The sequence below is a fragment of the Nocardiopsis ansamitocini genome (genome assembly GCF_030268225.1).
GTDB classification, from domain to species: Bacteria; Actinomycetota; Actinomycetes; order Streptosporangiales; family Streptosporangiaceae; genus Nocardiopsis_D; species Nocardiopsis_D ansamitocini.
Window position 1 is genome coordinate 432,992 of the sequence record NZ_BSQG01000004.1, and the last position, 17,802, is coordinate 450,793.

A 17,802-nucleotide genomic window follows, 5' to 3' on the forward strand; every position below is an offset into this window, starting at 1 on the left:
GCCGATCGGCCGAGGCCGTGTGAGCCGTCAGGCGGCGGGCTCGACGACCCGCCCCTGCTCCAGGCGCAACCACGGTCCGTCCCAGCCCCTGCGCAGCCACCGGTCGTGCGTGGCCACCACCACCGATCCCGGCGCGCTGCGCAGGGCCTCCTCCAGTTCCTCGGCCAAGGTCAGCGCGATGTGGTTGGTGGGCTCGTCCAGGAGCAGCACCTGCGGGGCGCGGGCCACCAGCAGGGCCAGCGCGACCCGACGGCGCTGGCCGACGCTGAGCGCGCCGACCGGTCGATCGAGGTCGGCGCGCGCCACGAGGCCGAGGCCGGCGAGGTCCGGCGGGTCGTCCATGGTGCGTGTCATGGCCGCGAACAGTCCCGATGGGGTGGCTTCGGGGCGCTTGAACCCGACGTCCTGTTCCAACAGCGCCACCTCGACCCCGCGTCGCCAGCGGACGGTTCCGTGAACGGGACGCAGGGTACGCGCCAGGACGTGCAGGAGGGTGGACTTGCCCGAACCGTTGGGACCGGTCACCAGGAGCCGCCCCGAGCCGGGCAGGTCCAGCTCGGGCACCACCAGTCGGCCCGGGACCTCGACGTCGCGCACCCGCACCGCCGCTCCTTCCGGTGGGATTCCGGTGAGTCCCGCGGCGAAGGAGAGCGGCCGGGGCGGGTGCGCCACCTGGTCGCGCTCCAGCGTGTCCAGACGTTGGCGGGCGTTGCGGACACGGCGGGCGATCTGTTTCTGCACGGCGTTGCCCATCCCCCCGTAGTCCATCCGGTTGCCGTCCTTCATCGGGCGGAACTGGCCGACCTTGCGGGCGGTGTCGTGCACGGACTGGCGCAGGTGCACCAACTCGTCCTGCTCGTCCCGGTACTGCTGCTCCCAGCGCAGTCGCTCCACCCGTTTCTCGCGCAGGTAGTAGCTGTAGGCGCCCCCGTAGAAGGTGCGTCCCTCGCGGGAGGGATCGAGGTCGAGGATCTGGGTGCACACCTCGTCCAGGAACACCCGGTCGTGGCTGGCCAGGACGAGCACGCCGGTCGTGGCGCGCAGGTGGTCCTGCAAAAAGGCCACGGCCGCGTCGTCGAGGTGGTTGGTGGGTTCGTCCAGGACGAGGGCTTTGGGACGGCGGACGAGCAGCGCGGCGAGGGACAGGCGTGCGCGCTCACCGCCCGAGAGCGTGTCCAGGGTGCGCTCGGGGTCGCGGTCGGCGAGCCCCAGACCGGCGAGGACGTGCGCGGCCCGCCGGTCGGCGTCCCAGACCTCACGCGTCTCGGCCTGGTCCAAGGCCGCTCCATAGGCGCTCAGCGCCGCCTCTTCTTCGGGGCGGGCGTCCAGGGCCGCGGAGCGTTCGGCGAGTTCCCGCTCGATCGCGCGGACCTCGGCCAGCGCGTCCTCCACGACCGCGCCCAGCGTGGTGGAACCCGGGTAGGGCGGTTCCTGGTGCAGGAAGGCCGTGTCGGCCGGGCGCACGACGGTACCGGCATCGGCGTCCTCGACGCCGGCGAGCAGGCGCAGCAGGGTGGACTTGCCCACGCCGTTCTCCCCGACGAGGCCCAGACGCTGCCCCGGGGCGACGTCGACACAGAGCCCGTCGAAGACGACGTGCTCGCCGTAGATCTTGGCGAGGTCGCGGGCGCTGAGCACCGGGGACTGCTCCTGGTACTGCTGGAATCGGGTGGTGGACAAGAGGCGGCCGCCTTCGTGGAATCGGGGCGGTGGGCCATGGGGCTCGCACCTGCGAGCACGGAATCGTCCGATTCGGCACGGCCCGGCCGCACACGCGGACCGTGCCGAGGCATAGAAGGGACGACACCGAGCCCACACCGGACAGGGGTCTCGGTTGTGCCCGCCGGGCCTGCTCGACCGCCACCGGAACGCGGAGCGGGAGCGCCACGGACGCGGGCGGTCTCGATGTCGTCACTTCACGTCTTCAACGGTAACGGGGACGGCATCCGCGGACAAGTGATTTTCTTGTGCCCGGTGCCGCCCGCGGCGCGCAGCGCGACCGCACCGGCCCTCACCCTGTTCAGACCATGGCTGCGCTGTCGATGAGCTCCGCCACCGTTCTCCTCTCCCGCACGACGGACTCGATGATCGCGTCGAGGTCGGTGGTCGCCCCCCACCCGATGAGTGCGCGGGCCAGGCCGGTGTCGGGGGCCCGGTGCCCGGCCTCGACGTAGCCGGGGCCGCGCGCGATCTCGTGGTCGATGGTGACCAGGTCGGAGGTGGAGCCGGTCACCGTGCGGACCCGTTGGGCCAGGTGCAGGATGCTGGTCTGCTCGGTGGCGCCGAGGTTGACCGCGCGTCCGTACGCGCCGGGTTGCTGGACCAGGCGCACCAAAGCGGGCACGACGTCGTGCACCGAACAGAAACAACGGCGTTGGGAACCGTCGCCGTGCACGGTCAGCGGGCGGCCCTGGAGGGCCTGCTCGACGAAGGTCGGCAGGACCATTCCGTAGCGGGCGCTCTGTCGCGGTCCGGCCACGTCGAAGAGTCGGACGCTGACCGTGGGCAGTCCGAACTCGTGGTGGTAGCGGGCGGTCAGGAACTCCGCCAGTCCCTTGGCCACGGCGGTGCACCAACGGCCCGTCCGGTCGGGGCCGAGAATGCGGTCGTCGCTCTCGCGCAGGGGCTCTCCCTGGCTGCGGCCGTAGACCTCGGCGGTGGAGGCCAGCAGCACGGAACAGTCGTGTTCCAGCGCCGCGGCGAGCACCCGTTCGGTACCGACCGTGTTGACCCGCAGCACCTGCAAGGGGGCGGGGGCGACCAGCAGCGCGCCCACGGGTGCGGCGAGGTGGTAGACGGTGTCGCAACCGGCGATCGCGCGGTCGAGCGAGTGCGGATCCAGCACCGAGCCCTGGACGACGTCGAGGCGCGGATCGCGCAGCGCCCGGTCGAGGTTGAGGGGGTTTCCGGTGGACAGGTCGTCCAGGATCACCACCTCACGGCCCAGATCGAGCAGGTGGTCCACCAGATGGGAACCGATGAAACCCGCTCCACCCGTCACCAGCACCTTCATGCGCCGACCGCCTCCCACCGCAGAAACACCGCCCCGAAAGGCCATTCAACTACGCAGGGCAACCTCGCTGCGGTAGCCAGCAGGCGTGTCCCGCAATCGCCCCCTCCCGCGACCGGGGCAAGAAGTACCTGTTCAGCGATTAACGATTGCCTCACGAGGAGTCCCAAAGCACACCAATTATCGCCAAAACACACACATTCTGATTGCACAGAGTGATGAGAAATCGTACTTTCGGCATGCCTTCTGTTTCCCCGGCCGCTTCCCGTGCCGGGGCCGCACAGGCGGGTTTCTCCGTCACCCACCGACAGGTCGATGCGCCGTGCTCTCACACTCCACTTCCCGCAGTCACCGTCCGGCCGCCGCAGTAGCGGTCGCGACGCTGTGCGTCCTGGCCGCCTGCTCCACTCCGGCCCCGGAGGAGGCACTGCCACCGGGCCTGCGACTGGTGAGCACCAGCGCACTCACCGACCTCGACCAGCGGGAGGAGGTCGTCACCGCCGACGGAATCGCGACGACCGCCCGCTACCCCTTCCTGCCCGGCGCCCACCCGCTGACCCTGGAGATCCGCACGACGATGGCCGAACTGGAGACGGCGTTCCTCTCCAACGGGTCCAAGGACGCCACCCTGGTCCAGGAGACCCACCTGCTCGCGGCCTCCGCCGACGTCATGGGGGCGCGGTTGGTCGCCCAGGAGAAGAACGGGGACTCCGGCCGCAGCAACGCCACGACACGCTGGTACGACGGCCGCACGAAGCTCGCGCTGCCCTGGACGGCGCTACTCGACGGCGAACCGGCGATCAGCGAACTCGGCGACCGGGTCGCGCGTCTTCTGATCAGTGAGCACGACGTCGCCTCCGATGCCCTTCCCGCGGGTCTGTCCGCGCCCTCCTCCCCGGCCTCTGCGACACCGAGCAGGGCGGCTTCGCCGTCGCCCTCTCCGGTGGACGCCACGGTCGCGTGGGCCGACGCCGACAAGCACAAGGGTTCCCCGTTGGAGGATCTCGGCTTCACCGCGGCCGGCGACCTCGTGGTCAGCCTCAGCCCAGGCGAGGTCGCCGGCTCCGACGACGTCCAGATCACCGTGCCCCAAAGCGCCGGACTGCTCTCGGAGTTCGGGCTGCGGGCCCAGAAGTCGGCCACCGGAAAAGCCGTGCTTCCCGTTCCGGGGAAGGAGAAGGCCCCCACCCACACCATGGACTGCTCCCGCGTCGCGTGCGTGGCGCTGACCTTCGACGACGGCCCCGGTCCCGACACAGCACTGCTGTTGGACCACCTCGCCGCGTACTCCGCGCCCGCGACGTTCTACGTTCTGGGCGAACTCGTGGCCGACAACAAGGACGTGCTCCGACGCGCGACCAGGGAAGGCCACGAGCTGGGCAACCACACCTGGAAGCACGACGACCTCACCCGTCTTTCCGGGAAGGCCGTCGCGGCCGACATCGCCCGCACGAGCAAAGCGGTGCGGGAGGCGACCGGGGCGGACACACCCACCCTGCGACCGCCCTACGGGGCCCACGACGCCAACGCCCAGAAGCACGTGGGCCTGCCGATGATCATGTGGGACGTGGACACCCTGGACTGGCAGCACCGCGACTCCGCCAAGACCGTCAAGAGCGCGATCGCCGACACGACCCCCGGCAGCGTGGTGCTGTTCCACGACATCCACCGCCCCACCGTGGACGCGATCCCCCAGGTGTTGCGAGGATTGCGCGCCAAGGGCTACCACTTCGTGACGGTCTCCCATCTCTTCGGCGGTCAGGACCTCGCCCCGGGCACCGCCTACAACCGGCTCGACCGGCCGACGCCCGAGGGGTGACCGCTCGTCGTGAGGAGCGGATCAGCTGCGCATCGGTCGGGTGAGCACGGGCGTTTCGCCGGGGAAGAGCGTGCCCGGCAAAATCGGGGGCCCGCGCCCCGGCCGCCCGTTCCCGGACCCGGCTGTATGCGTTCCACTGGTCCACAGCCGTTCGCCTCTGTCCCGCGTCGCCGATGCCGTCCTTGGACCGGCTTCCCCCGCAACCGCGCCATCGGTCGCCCGTGACCGTCTCCGATCGGGCCACTGTGGGGACCGTCGCGACCTGGCGGTTCGGTCAGACACGATCGGCCTGCATGATGGGAGGGCAAGCAACGATGCGGGAGGGCGGCGAGACTAATGGGTCGAGTCACGGTCCGGGACAAGGTGTGGCGGATCAAGGGGGCGGAGTCGGGCGAACGGCTGGACTCCCTCGTCGTGGAGGAGCCGCTAGAGGTCCGCCTGGGCGGTCGGGCACTCGCGGTCACCATGCGCACACCGGGGCACGACTTCGAACTGGCCACCGGGTTCCTGGTGAGCGAGGGCGTGGTCACCGAAGCCGAGCAGGTCCACTCGATCCGCTACTGCGCGGGGGCGACGGACGACGGGTCCAACACCTACAACGTGCTGGACGTGGTGCTGGCCCCCGGGGTGACGGTGCCGGAGCTGTCGTTGGAGCGCAACTTCTACACGACGTCCTCGTGCGGGGTGTGTGGGAAGGCGAGTCTGGAGGCGGTGCGCACCATCGCCCGGTTCCCGGTGGACGGCGACCCGGTGCGCTTCTCCACCTCGGTCCTGGCCGCCCTGCCGGACCGGTTGCGCGAAGCGCAGCGCGTGTTCGAGCGCACCGGCGGCCTGCACGCGGCGGCGCTGGTGACCCCCGAGGGCGAACTGCTGGCCGTGCGCGAGGACGTGGGCCGCCACAACGCCGTGGACAAGCTGGTCGGGTGGGCGACGCGCGAGCGCGGGCTGCCGCTGTCGGGCACCGGGTTGCTGGTGTCGGGGCGGGCCTCGTTCGAGCTGGCGCAGAAGGCCCTGATGGCGGGCATCCCCCTGCTGGCAGCGGTCTCGGCGCCGAGTTCGCTGGCGGTGGAGCTGGCAGCGGATTCCGGGCTGAGCCTGGTGGGCTTTTTGAGGGGCGAGTCGATGAACGTCTACGCGGGGCGCGAGCGCGTGTTCGTCGGCTGAGCGCTGTCGGAACAGGAATGCGGCAAGAGGCCGGGGCACGGTGCCCGATGAAAAGCGCACATCTGCGCGCTCGCTCCCGTTTCGGAGTGGGCGGTTGCGGAGCTGCCCGACTGTCCGGCGCGCATGGCCGCCGCGCGTTCTCGGCTGCTCCGCAAAGGCGCAGGACCGGACGCGGGCACGACGATGACGAGCTCCGCGCATGGCCGCTCGCGATTTCAGGACGTGGCCACGCGGAACCGCTCCAGGACGCCCGCCCCGGCAAGGCCGCCCACGAGGACCCGGCGCAGCTGCCGCTGTGGCGTGCTCTCCCGGCCGTGCGGTCGGACCGGGTCGGCGCATGGGCCTGGAGCCCCTGACAGGTGCTCCGGGTAGGCCCCGGTCCGCGCACCGGCCGAAGCCATCGACGCGGCCGGGCCCCTGGAGCACTGACCGGGGGCGTCCTTGCCGATACAGGCGGTGCCGTCGACGGCTATCCGATCCCCGCCGCGATGTCGGTGAGCCGGTCACCGAATCCCCCGGGCGCTCGGGGGGCGGATCGGGCCGAGGTGCGGACGGGGAGATCGACGGGGCGCCGGATGCGATGACCGCGGGCACCGAGTCCGGCCACCAGTGCGTGGTCCTCGGCACGGGCCAGCGGGGCGAACCCGCCGACGTCGAGGTAGGCGGATGCCCGCACCCCGAGGTTGGCCCCGTGCACGTGCGGATGCTCCTCCCGGTGCGCGTCGTACTGGCGCGCGAACGCCTCGGCCAGTCCCGGGGGGCGCCGCGACCAGTCGGCCACGGCCACTGTGCCCACCACCGCGTCCCAGCCGGCCGCGGCGTACCCCAGTTGCGCGGTCAGCCAGCGACGGGGCACGACACTGTCGGCGTCGGTGGTGGCCAGCCAGATCTCATGCGCGGGGTGGGCGCCGGAACGGCCCAGCGCGTAGCGCATCCCCGTGGCCCGCGCGGCCCCGACGCTGCGGTGTGCGACCTCGAGTACGTGGGCGCCGCGGGCCCGGGCGAGGGCCGCCGTGGCGTCGCGACAGTCGTCGGCGACCACGACCAGGTGACAACGGTCGGGCGCGAGGGGGCTCGCGGCCAGCGCGTCGGCAATCGCGCGGAGGCACCGCTCGATGCGCGGGGCCTCGTCGTTGGCCGGGACCACCACGGCGACCGTCTGGATCACGCCAGCCCCTCGCGTTGGGCGACCGAACGTGCGCCGCCCGGGCCAGGGGCCTCGAAGACGTCGAGCACGAAGTCGGTTTCGACGTGGCCGACGACGCGGACCAGGCCCGGAAGGGAACCGAGCGCGGCGTGGACGTCGTCGCCGGTGCGAACATGTTCGACGACCTCGTGGCGCCAGTGCACCGCCAGGAGGGTCGCTCCGGGCCGCAGTGCGGAAACGGTCCGGGACAGCACCGCGTCCAGATCGGTGCCGTCGAAGTAGTAGAGCAGTTCCGAGAGCACCACCAGATCGAAGTCGCCGCTCGGCCAGTCCTGGGGGATCCGCCCTTGGGCGAGGTGCACGTGCTCCGCACCCCGTAGGTGCTCCTGGGCTCGGACGACCGCCGTTTCTGCGCCCTCCCAGGCCACGAGGGAATCGCAGCGCGCGGCGAGCATCCGGGTCAGTGCGCCGATGGAGCAGCCCGGTTCGAACCCCCGCCGGTAGCGTTCGCGCGGCAGCGACGCCAGGGTGAGCGCTCGTTTGCGGCGCTCGTACCAGCGGGTGCGAAACCCCCATGGGTCGCCGGAGCGGGCGTAGGCGTCGTCGAAGTAGGTGGCACCGAGTGTCATCGGAACACGATTTCTGTGGGGCGGTCGAAGTGGGCGAGCATCTGTTCGGACAGGATCGCGGCGTCGTCGGGGTGTTCGCTCAACGGTGCGATCTGGGTGGTGAAGCAGTTGACCGCCTCGGCCTTGCGGCGCTGGATGTTCGCGGGGAGGTCGATGCGCCTCCCGTCGTGCCAGGGGACCTCGCCCTGCCCGGGGACGGCCCAGTGCCACATCCACACCGGGTAGTGGGCGAGGGGGGTACCCGCCGCAACGGCCGCCGCCTCCGCGGCGCGCCCGGTGGCGTCGTGGTCGGGGTGCAGGTCGCCCGGCCACGGGGCCAGGCACAGGTCGAAGCCGGAGCACAGGGCGTTGAGCCGGGTCGCGACTTCGGCCTGGGCCGCTCCCACCGATCCGTCGGGGATGGACAGTTTGACCACCTCGGCGGACTCCGCTCCCAGACAGCGCAGCGCCTCGGCGCGCTCGGCGGAGCGGCGGGCGACGAGTTCGCCCGGGGCGAGGGTCGGGCTGTTCGGGTGCGACGCCTCGCCGTCGGTGACGGCCACGATGCGCAACCGGGCTCCCGCCTCGGCCAGCAGGGCGAGGCTCCCGCCGAAGCCGAGCACCTCGTCGTCGGGGTGCGGGGCGACCACGACCACACTGCGTACGCCGTCGAGGTCGAGAAGGGGGAACTGTGCGAGGTCGGGCCAGGCGCGCCAGTCTTCCTCAGCGGTTCCGCGAGCATCGATGGGGTGCGCGGGATCGCGGTCACCCATTCCCGTGGCCATTGGCCGTCTCCTTTTCCCGGTTGGTGGCGAGCGAGCCGAGCGTCTCCAGCGCGCGGTCGTTCTGGTGTTGGCTCAGGTAGGCGGGGAGGTCCGCGCAGGCGCGGGCGTATTCGGGGTCCGCGGCCAAGGGGCCGGCGCCCAGCGCGCTGCCGGCGTCGGCGAGGACGGAGGCGCACGTCGCGGCGACCACTGCCCGGGCGCGCAGCGTTCGGCGGGCGGCGCCGCCCGCCAGGTCATGGGGGTCCGCGTCGATCTCGTGGGCGGCAAGGCGCAGGACCGCCTCCGCTGCGTGCAGGTCGCGGTCGACGGCCCCCATGCGCGCCAGTGCGTGGGCATCGGCCCGGCCGGCCGCCGCGCGCTCGACGAGCGGGCGGGCCAGGGCCAGTGCGCCGCCGTACCAGCACGCGGCCACTCCGATTCCGCCGTGGTGGAAGCCCGGGCGCCCGATGTAGTCGCCCGGGGCGCCGACCGGCTCGGCCGGGACAGCGTCGAACACGAGCGTCAGGGTGTCGCTGGCGGTCATCCCGCAGGCCGCCCAGGTTCGGGGGTCGGCGACGACGGTGTCGGTAAGGACCGCGAACAGTCGGCGGCCCTCCCCCTCGACCAACGCGCTGACCAGGCCGTGGGTGCATATCCGCGCGCCGGAGCAGAAGCGTTTGACCCCGTCCACCCGCCATTTCCCGCCGTCACGACGGGCGTGCAGGTCGGGCCCCGGCGGATGGGCGGCCCAGACCCCCCACAGCGTGCCCGGTCCGGGATCGGGACCGTGGAGTTCGTCGAGGATGGCCACCGCGTCGGTATGCCCCTCGGCCAGGCGGGCCAAGGACAGGTCGCGGCGACCGAGATCGCGCAGCCGTTCCCAACGCTGCCAGGTTCGGCCCTTGCCGGGGAGCGGGAGGTCCAGTCCGCCCCTGCGGATCTCCTCGGCCAACGCTGCGGCGACGGTTCGAGCGTGGTCGGGCAGCGCGGTGTGACCGGCACCGGCCGCGATTTGGTGGCTGTTGGCCGATTCGGTCACGGCTGCGCCCTCCCCTGTGTCGGCGGTGCCCCACTGCCCCTGAGCCTGTGGGGCAAACGGTTCGGGGCACGGACATGCGGCGTCGAGTGGACCGATCATGGGAGGACCGCGTCGATCGGGGTAGCGCGGCAGGAACGGATGTTCGATCGGGGAAGAAGGAGCGAGCGATGGCGCAGGTCGTGCCCGGGCGGCGGACATGGGTGGCGGAACAGGGCCCCTGGGCCAGGTCGAAGCAGTGGTTGCGGCGCGCGGCGGGCTCGGAGAGCCACGAACGCCACACGCTGCTGTCGATCGGCAAAAGCACCCTGGCCGCGAGCGTGTCTTGGTTGATCGCCTACCACCTGATGCAGGCGTCCTCCGCTGCGTTCGCACCGTTCTCGGCGCTGCTGATGATGCAGGTGACGGTCTACCAGTCGGTGGCGCAGTCGCTGCGGTACGTGGCGGCGGTGGCCGCGGGCGTGGCCTTGCAGGGACTGATCGGGTTCGCTGTCAACCCGGACATGGCCGCCTTCGTACTGGTGACCCTGGTCGCTCTGGTGATCGGCCGCTGGTCGGCGCTGGGCACCCAGGGCTCCCAGGTGGCGACCGCCGCGTTCTTCGCCTTCTCCACCTACGTCAGCACCACCGGAACCGTGGAACGCCTCACCCAGCTCGGCCAGATCATCGTGCTGGTGCTCATCGGCTGTGCGGTGGGGATCCTGGTGAACCTGCTGGTCTTTCCGCCGATGCGGTACCGGAGCGCCGAATACGGCATCCGTTCCCTGGCACACGCCCTCTGCGACCTCGTCGGCGACATCCACCCCTCGCTCAGCGAGGACTCACTGGACCCCGACTCCACGGACCAGTGGCGCACCCGGGCCGAACGGATGCAAACGCTGGTGGAACAGGCCCGTTCCGGCGTGCAGACGGCGCAGGAGAGCGTCTACCTCAACCCCCGGGGATTCCTGCGGCGCCACCGGGGGCACACCAGTTTCACCGGCTACGCCGCCCTGGTCGAAGCACTGGACCGGGTCGCGCGCCAGCTGGTTTCGGTGACGCTCGGGCTGGACCAGGCGCGCTGGGAGGACGAGCGCGGAGCGGACCACCGCGCGTTCGTGCGCGGCTACGGCGACCTCCTCGCGGCGACGGGCGAGATCACCCGATTGCTCAGCGAGCTCGACGAGGACCGGCTGCGTGAGCAGGCCCGGCACCTGTGCGCGCAGGCGGAGAGGGCGCAGGAGTGCCGCACCCTCCTGAGCGACGAAACCGAGAACGGGTCCCTACCGCTCGCCGACCACACCCGGCCCTACGGGATCCTGATGGTGGAGGCGACCCGGCTCATGGACGAGTTCCAGTACACCTGCGACCTATTGCAGCAGTGCGTGGACCAGGCCCTGGGAAGATCGGAGTGCGACGACGGTTCGACGGAATCCACCACCTTTACAAAGTAGATCTCCAGGCGGTCGACTACCCGAAATCGTCCAGGTGGGCGCACAACCAGTTCTCCACCTCGAGGATGTGCATGGTGGCCGCGGCCCGTGCGGCATCGGGGTCGCGCGCCAGCAGCGCCCGGTAGATGCGCTCGTGGTCCTCGCGCAGGCGCACGGTCATCCCCTCCTCCCGGTGGCCGCGCCACACCCGCGCGTTGAACGTGTGCGACGACAGCCCCCCGTTGATCGCGGCCAGGGTCGCGTTGTTGGTGCTGGCCACGATGGCCTGGTGAAAGGTGAGGTCCGCGGAGACCGTCTCCCCCACACTGGTGCCGTGGCCGATCCGGTCGAGCAGGCCGGCCAGGTGGCGCAGCTGGTCGTCGGTGGCGCGAGCAGCGGCCAGCGCGGTGGCGGCCGGTTCGAGCATGCGGCGCACCTGGAGCACCTCGACCAGGGTCTGGCCGTGCGAGATCTCGGCCAGCACCGAAAACGTCTCCAGCAGGTCGGCGGGCCGCAGCGCGGTGACATAGACGCCGGCTCCGTGCCGGGCCTCCAGAACGCCCAGGGTGATCAGGGCCCGGATCGCCTCGCGCATCGAACTGCGCGACAGTCCCATCTCCGCCGAGAGCTCGCGCTCGGTGGGCAGACGCTGGCCGGGACCGAGCGCCCCCTCGGCGATCATCGACTTGATCCGCTCGATCGCCCGCTGGGTGACCGGCATCCGCTCGGCGTCGTCGGCCTCGGTCGACCGCACGCGTTCGGGGATCGTCACTGTGGCTCCCTTTCTCGGGTCGGACCGGCCGCGCCTCACCCGCCCGGTCCGACCGATTTCTCTGCTGCACATACTGGCACCACCGGTGCGAAGAGGGACGCGCTTCGCAATCGCTCCCCGACGCCCTGGGGCGACTTCCCCGGAAGCCGGCGAATATCTCGGAGCAGCAGTGGTGTTTTCCGACGGACAACGATCACCGGGGCAGACCGGAACCGGAAAGCGTCGGCAACCCGGCCGCACGGGGTGTGACCGCACCGGACAGACCGGAAGAATCGAATGCGTGGAGACCGGTGGTGCGACGGCGGACCACCCGTCCGGGGCGGGATGACGGGGGTGAACCCGGCGCGGGCCCTTGCGACCGCCCTCCATGTGTTGTGGAGGGGAGGGGCCCGCGCCGGGCCGTCAGGCGACGGCGCAGGTGGCGCCGTTGAGGGTGAACCCGGTGGGGGCGGGGTTGGACCCCGACCAGGCCCCGTTGAATCCCAGGTCCACGGAGGCTCCCGGTGCGAGCGTGTTGTTCCAGGCCAAGGAGGTGGCGGTCACCGTGTTCCCGGATTGGGACCACTGGGCGTTCCACCCGTTGGTCAGGGTCTGGCCCGCGGCGAAGGCGAACGTGAGTTGCCAGCCGGAGCGGGGGGTGTCACCGGTGTTGGTCAGACGGACCGAGCCGGTGAACCCACCCTGCCAGGTGTTGGCGGTGTAGGCGACTCGGCACGCGGAATCGCCGCCTCCCGCAACCGTGCGAAACGTTCCGTCGGCCCCGGCTGCGGACCGGTTGCCGGCCCGGTCGCGCGCCACCACGCGGTGGGTGTAGCCGGTGTCGGGAGTGAGGCCGGTCAGGGTGAGGGAAGCGGCCGTGGGCGAGCCGACCAGTTCGGTGCCGGAGCCGGTCACCCGGTAGACGTCGTAGCCGGCCAGGCCGCTTCCTCCGCTGTCGGTGGAGGCGTCCCAGGTCAGGACGGCGCCCTGGCCGGTGATCCCGGAGGCGACCGGAGCCCCCGGAACGGTGGGCGCGGTGGTGTCCCCACTGCCCGGGTCGTCACCGCCCTGCCCCTGGTCGGCGATGAAGGAGGCGATCCAGGACAACGGGGCGTTCCAGTTGATGGTCAGCTCGTTGGTGGACCAGGAGTGGATGTCGTCGAGATAGCAGGTCTGGGGCGCACATCCGGTCAATTCCTGATGGGCGAGCTCGTCCCAGGTCCAGCTCTGGGAGTTGGGGCCGCCGGCCAGGGTTCCGTCCGGCGGATTGGGCAGACTCGGGTCGAGCTGGTGGGCGTACCAACGGCTGTGCTGGTTGCGCGCGTCGTTCTCCCCGTAACCGGTCACGTAGGACTGGCCCAGGGCGTTGCGGCCGAAGATGTAGTCCATGCCCTGCAGGACGGTGTCGCGGTAGACGTCGTCGCCGGTGAGGTCGTAGGCCGTGGCCGCGATGATCAGGTTGTTGATCACCAGGTTGTTGGAGCCCCAGTAGAACGCTCCGTCCTCGGTGGCGTAGGCCAGGCCCCATGGGCTGTCGTCGACGAGCTCCACCACCCGGTCGGCCGCGGTGACCACGGAGGCACGCACACGGTCGCGGTCGGCGAGGCCGTTGGGCAGGGTGGCGAGTTGGAGCCGGGCCAGCGGGGCGGTCGAGGCCCACTCGAAGCCGAAGTCGCGGAACACGTTCTCGGTGTGCAAAGGCGAGGCGGTGACCTCGGTGCGGTACTGCTGGGCGCCGGTGGTGATGAACAGTTCCGCCGCGGCCCAATAGAACTCGTCGGTGACGTCGTTGTCGTTGTAGGGGCCGCCGCCCTGGCCTTCGGCGGGGGCATAGACGGCCGGATTGGCCTTGGCCGCCGTCCAGGCCGTCTCGGCCGCGTCCAGGCACTCGGCGGCGAACCCGGAGTCGTAGGGCTCGAAGACCCTGGCGCACTGGGCGGCTGTGGCGGCGAGGTTGAGCGTGGCCGCGGTGGAGGGCGGCTGGAGGTAGCGCCGTTGGGGGTCGGCTGCGGGCATCAGGGGAAGCCCGGTCCAGTTTTCGTCGTGGATCTTGTGATGGGCCATGCCCGCCCGCGGCTGCCCGGCGGGCACCTGCATCTTCAGCATGAACTCCATTTGCCAGCGGGCCTCGTCCAGGACGTCGGGGACCCCGTTGCCGTGCTCGGGCACGCGCAGGGTGGAGTCGCCCAGGGCGCCCTCCTGGACATCGGCCACGCCGGTGCGCTCGAAAGCGCTCATCACCTGGTGCACCGAGATCCCGCCGTTGACCACGTACTTGCCGTGGTCGCCCGCGTCGTACCAGCCACCGGACACGTCCAGGGAGTAGTTGCAGGTCCCGGGTGCGCACGGAACGCTGATATCGCCCTGGTTGGGGGCGACGCCCACGTGACCGGCGGCACGACCGTAGCCGGGGGCGACGGAATCGAGGATCTCGATCCCGCTGCGCTGGGGGTAGTAGAAGGACAGCGCGTCCACCCGCAGGGCGTCGTAGGCACCGGTGTCCAGGTCGAAGGGGTGGCTGGCCGCACCGTCCACGGTGAGCCGGTAGCCGCTTCCGGGTTCGGTGTAGTCGCTGAAGTCGACGCTGTGCACCCGGGTGTCGGTGGAGGGGTCGTAGCCGCGGGGCGTGGTCGTGCCCTCCGCGACAACCGTCCCGGAGGAGGTGCTGAGCTCCCAGGCGAGCGGACTCGCGGCGTCGGTGGTCACCGTGGCGTTCTTGGGGCCGTCGGGGAAGTAGCCGACCTGGTTGACCTTGACGATCGGTCCGACGTCGGCGTGAGCCGGTGCCGCGACGAGCGCGGCACCGGCCAGTACTGCGGAACAGGCGAGGGCGGTGGCGGTAAGGGTACGTGGCGCTCGTCTACCGGGTTCGCGGAACACGAGAGTCCTTTCGCAGGGGGACCGACGATGAGGGGGTGCCGGATGCGGAAGGATCACCATTTGGGAGCGCTCCCATTTATGTGATCTATGCCATAGAACCAGGGTTACGAAAGCGTGTCAATGCGTGAGCATCCCCCTGCGGCCGCGGCCCCACCGCGCGAGGAGTGCGCGATGGAGCCGCAGGGGCAAAGACCTCCGTCCACGCCCTCCGGCGATGGACTTCGCCGACCGAAAAGGTCAGACCACCACCCCGCGAAACAGCAGGACCGCCAATGCCAGCCCCAGGAGCAGGTTGACAACGGTGGCCGCTGCGAACACCCCGATCGGACGCCAGCCGGCCTCCTTGAGCGCCCCGACCCGAAACTCCAGACCGATGCTGGTGAAAGCCGCGATGAGGAACCAGTCGCGCAACGCCTTGGCGGTGTCCAGCCCGGACTGAGCGGCCTCCCCGACCGTTCCCGCCCAGATCGTGGCGACCACCGACGCCACCAGGAATCCGAGCACGAACTTGGGGAACCGTTCCCACAACGTGCGGCCCCACGACGCGGACGCGGCGGCCGGCTCCGCACCGCTTCGCGGGGCGACCACGAAGGCGAAGTAGGCCGTCAGGGCGACGGCGACCACGCCCATCAGGACGTTCTGCGTCGCCTTGACCACGGAGGCGATCTGCAGCGCCCCCTCCCCCACGATGGCACCGGCAGCCGCAACCGCAGCGGTGGTGTCGATGTTGCCGCCGATCCACGCCCCCGCCTGGGCGTCGCTGAGCCCGATGACCTCGACCAGCCAGGGCAGCAGGAAGATGGAGGGCACCGCGAACAGGATGACCAGGCTCGCGGTGTAGGCCAACTGCTCCTTCTTCGCCTGCACCGACCCGGCCGCGGCGATGGCGGCGCTGACCCCGCAGATGGAGACCGCCGAGGCGAGCAGTGCGCGCAGCCGGTCGTCCAGGCCGAGGCGTCCGCCCAGCCACCAGGTGAACAGGAACACCGAGGAGACCAGGACCAGGGCCTGGAGGACCGCCGGCCCCGCGGAACGCACGATCACGTCGAAGAGGACGGTGGAACCCAGCAGCACCAGACCGGTCTTGATGAAGAACTCGGTGCGAAAGCCGCCGGCCAGCCGGTCGCGCAGCCCCGCCACGCTGAGCAGCGCGTTGGCCACCAGCCCGAGGATGATGGCGTAGACGGGATACTCGACCGCCGAGGCGAGGCCGCCGAGAGCGGTGCCCTGGGCGGCCTCGGGCACCACCGTTTCCAGGGTGCGCGTGGCTGCGGCCAGTGCGACGACAACGGCGACCCCGATAACCGCCCAGTACCAGGCCGGCCGGGGGGCCGGATCGATCTGCGCGGACTCGGATTTCGCACCGGGGCGCACCCCGGCGTCCTCGGCGGCCATCAGGGCACCAGCCCTGCGGGGATGAGGCCGACCAGGGCTGCGGCGAGCAGCACCAGGCCGGTGATGGTGGCGGCCCAGTCCTCACTGATGCGCGGCCGGACGGGGGCCGACTTCTCGGGTTCGTCGTTGCTCATGCGTTGTCCTCGACAGGAAAAGGGACGGTGCCGGAGCACCACGGAACAGCGCAATTTTATATTAAACCTACTGATTTAGTATAGATAAAGAGCGCGGCAATCCCCCTGAAACAAAGGGTCCTTCCCCTCGACCCAGCCCCGGGCGGCGCCTACCCTGGTGAGCTGAACCGGTTAATTCTTTGCCGCCCGACCGTCAGGAGCCGCCGTGACCACGGACCCCCTCCCCACTTTCCCCGCAGGATTCCTGTTCGGCGCGGCCACGGCCAGCTACCAGATCGAGGGCGCGGCCACCGCCGACGGACGGGGTCCCTCCATCTGGGACACCTACAGCCACACCCCCGGTCTGGTCCTGGGCGGCCACAACGGCGACGTCGCCTGCGACCACTACCACCGCTACCACGAGGACGTCGCGCTGCTGCGCGACCTGGGAGTGGACACCTACCGCTTCTCGGTGGCCTGGCCGCGGATCCAGCCGACCGGTTCCGGCACCGCCAACCCCAAGGGCCTGGACTTCTACGACCGCCTGGTGGACGCGCTGCTGGCGGCCGGGATCGAGCCGGTTCCGACGCTCTACCACTGGGACCTCCCCCAGGCGCTGGAGGACGCGGGCGGCTGGCGCTCGCGCGACACCGCCGAACGCTTCGCCGAGTACACGACGATCGTGGCCGAGGGCCTGGGCGACCGGGTGCGGCGCTGGATCACCTTGAACGAACCGTTCTGCTCGGCCTTCATCGGGTACGCCGTGGGCCGCCACGCCCCGGGAGCGCGCGAGGGCACTCCCGCACTGGCCGCCGCCCACCACCTGCTCCTGGCACACGGACTGGCCACCCGGCGCCTGCGCGCGGCGGGAGCCTCCGAGGTCGGCATCACCCTCAACCTGGACCGGCTCCTGGCCGCCTCGGACTCCCCCGCCGACCGCGCGGCGGCCGACCGCGCCGAGACCCTGCACAACCGGGTCTGGCTGGAGCCGCTGTTCAACGGCGCCTACCCCGCCAACGAGGACGAGGTATGGGGCCCGCTGGCCGACGGCTCCTTCCGCCGCGAGGGGGACCTGGACATCATCGGTGCGCCGTTGGACTTCCTCGGGGTGAACTTCTACCGACCGATCATGGTCGCCGACGCACCGCACAACGAGCCCGACCCCGCGCTGCGCACCGCCGTGGACGTACGGGCCCCCGAACAGCCCATCGAGGGCCCCCGCCGCACCACGATGGACTGGCCGGTGGTTCCCGACGCCTTCACCGACCTGCTCGTGGACCTCGACCGCCGCTACCCGGGGTTGCCGCCGATCCTGATCACCGAGAACGGGTCCGCCGAACCCGACGAAGTGGCCGCCGACGGCAAGGTGCACGACACCGACCGGGTGGCCTACCTGCGCGACCACCTGAGCGCGCTGTCGGCGGCGATAAAGGCCGGCGTCGACGTACGCGGATACTTCGTGTGGTCGTTGCTGGACAACTTCGAGTGGGCGTACGGCTACGAACGCCGCTTCGGAATCGTCCGGGTCGACTACGACACCCTGGAGCGGCTGCCCAAGGACAGCTACCACTGGTACCGGGAGCTGATCGCCGCCCACCGGCGGGAAGCCACCGGATAGCCGCCGTTTCGCGGCGCGCTCCGGCAACGCACTCCCCGCACAGCGGGTGGACCGGTTCCGGGGCGCGCCGACCATGACCGCCGGT

14 protein-coding genes are annotated in these 17,802 nt (G+C 71.0%); 4 read left to right on the plus strand and 10 right to left on the minus strand.

Features of this window, described 5'->3' with window-relative positions:
* Positions 1-27 precede the first annotated feature (27 nt).
* Together QSJ59_RS14430 and QSJ59_RS14435 are read right to left on the minus strand one after the other, a co-directional pair.
* Positions 28-1,680 (minus strand): ABC-F family ATP-binding cassette domain-containing protein, encoded by a 1,653-nt coding sequence (locus QSJ59_RS14430; RefSeq protein ID WP_285760046.1) that lies wholly within the window; start codon positions 1,678-1,680, stop codon positions 28-30.
* Between the two features lie 340 nt (positions 1,681-2,020).
* Positions 2,021-3,013, minus strand: a complete 993-nt coding sequence (locus QSJ59_RS14435; RefSeq protein ID WP_285760047.1) for an NAD-dependent epimerase/dehydratase family protein — start codon at positions 3,011-3,013, stop codon at positions 2,021-2,023.
* A gap of 319 nt (positions 3,014-3,332) precedes the next feature.
* On the opposite strand from QSJ59_RS14435, the gene QSJ59_RS14440 reads away from it, so the two are divergent.
* Both QSJ59_RS14440 and fdhD read left to right on the plus strand, forming a co-directional pair.
* The gene (locus tag QSJ59_RS14440) at positions 3,333-4,829 is read left to right on the plus strand and encodes a polysaccharide deacetylase family protein (RefSeq protein ID WP_285760048.1); all 1,497 of its coding nucleotides are present in this window, start codon (positions 3,333-3,335) and stop codon (positions 4,827-4,829) included.
* Between the two features lie 336 nt (positions 4,830-5,165).
* Positions 5,166-5,993 (plus strand): formate dehydrogenase accessory sulfurtransferase FdhD, encoded by an 828-nt coding sequence (gene fdhD / locus QSJ59_RS14445; RefSeq protein WP_285760049.1) that lies wholly within the window; start codon positions 5,166-5,168, stop codon positions 5,991-5,993.
* Between the two features lie 469 nt (positions 5,994-6,462).
* Here the strand turns inward: fdhD and QSJ59_RS14450 are convergent, their stop codons facing one another.
* From QSJ59_RS14450 to QSJ59_RS14465, 4 genes are read right to left on the minus strand one after another with little or no spacing between them, the layout of a single operon-like run.
* Positions 6,463-7,161 (minus strand): glycosyltransferase family 2 protein, encoded by a 699-nt coding sequence (locus QSJ59_RS14450; protein ID WP_285760050.1) that lies wholly within the window; start codon positions 7,159-7,161, stop codon positions 6,463-6,465.
* The gene (locus QSJ59_RS14455) at positions 7,158-7,769 is read right to left on the minus strand and encodes an SAM-dependent methyltransferase (RefSeq protein ID WP_285760051.1); all 612 of its coding nucleotides are present in this window, start codon (positions 7,767-7,769) and stop codon (positions 7,158-7,160) included. Before QSJ59_RS14455 ends, QSJ59_RS14450 begins: the two co-directional genes overlap by 4 nt.
* The gene (locus tag QSJ59_RS14460; protein ID WP_285760052.1) at positions 7,766-8,533 is read right to left on the minus strand and encodes a PIG-L deacetylase family protein; all 768 of its coding nucleotides are present in this window, start codon (positions 8,531-8,533) and stop codon (positions 7,766-7,768) included. The genes QSJ59_RS14455 and QSJ59_RS14460 overlap by 4 nt, the downstream gene beginning before the upstream one ends.
* Positions 8,514-9,551 (minus strand): acyl-CoA dehydrogenase family protein, encoded by a 1,038-nt coding sequence (locus tag QSJ59_RS14465; protein ID WP_285760053.1) that lies wholly within the window; start codon positions 9,549-9,551, stop codon positions 8,514-8,516. The genes QSJ59_RS14460 and QSJ59_RS14465 overlap by 20 nt, the downstream gene beginning before the upstream one ends.
* 167 nt (positions 9,552-9,718) lie before the next feature.
* On the opposite strand from QSJ59_RS14465, the gene QSJ59_RS14470 reads away from it, so the two are divergent.
* On the plus strand, positions 9,719-10,981 hold the full coding sequence (locus QSJ59_RS14470) for an FUSC family protein (RefSeq protein WP_285760054.1): 1,263 nt from the start codon (positions 9,719-9,721) through the stop codon (positions 10,979-10,981).
* A 16-nt stretch (positions 10,982-10,997) separates the two neighbouring features.
* Here QSJ59_RS14470 and QSJ59_RS14475 read toward each other — a convergent pair whose 3' ends face one another.
* The 4 genes from QSJ59_RS14475 to QSJ59_RS14490 form a co-directional block, all read right to left on the minus strand.
* Positions 10,998-11,681 (minus strand): FadR/GntR family transcriptional regulator, encoded by a 684-nt coding sequence (locus QSJ59_RS14475; protein ID WP_285760169.1) that lies wholly within the window; start codon positions 11,679-11,681, stop codon positions 10,998-11,000.
* Positions 11,682-12,134: 453 nt separating this feature from the next.
* Positions 12,135-14,591 (minus strand): glycoside hydrolase family 9 protein, encoded by a 2,457-nt coding sequence (locus QSJ59_RS14480; protein ID WP_285760055.1) that lies wholly within the window; start codon positions 14,589-14,591, stop codon positions 12,135-12,137.
* A gap of 237 nt (positions 14,592-14,828) precedes the next feature.
* Positions 14,829-15,986: a YeiH family protein gene (locus tag QSJ59_RS14485; RefSeq protein WP_285760056.1), complete on the minus strand. Its 1,158-nt coding sequence runs from the start codon at positions 15,984-15,986 to the stop codon at positions 14,829-14,831.
* The gene (locus tag QSJ59_RS14490) at positions 15,986-16,120 is read right to left on the minus strand and encodes a hypothetical protein (RefSeq protein WP_285760057.1); all 135 of its coding nucleotides are present in this window, start codon (positions 16,118-16,120) and stop codon (positions 15,986-15,988) included. Before QSJ59_RS14490 ends, QSJ59_RS14485 begins: the two co-directional genes overlap by 1 nt.
* Before the next feature lie 205 nt (positions 16,121-16,325).
* Here QSJ59_RS14490 and QSJ59_RS14495 point away from each other — a divergent pair, with 205 nt between their 5' ends.
* Complete coding sequence (locus tag QSJ59_RS14495; protein WP_285760058.1) at positions 16,326-17,717, plus strand: GH1 family beta-glucosidase; 1,392 nt, start codon at positions 16,326-16,328, stop codon at positions 17,715-17,717.
* Positions 17,718-17,802: the final 85 nt, after the last annotated feature.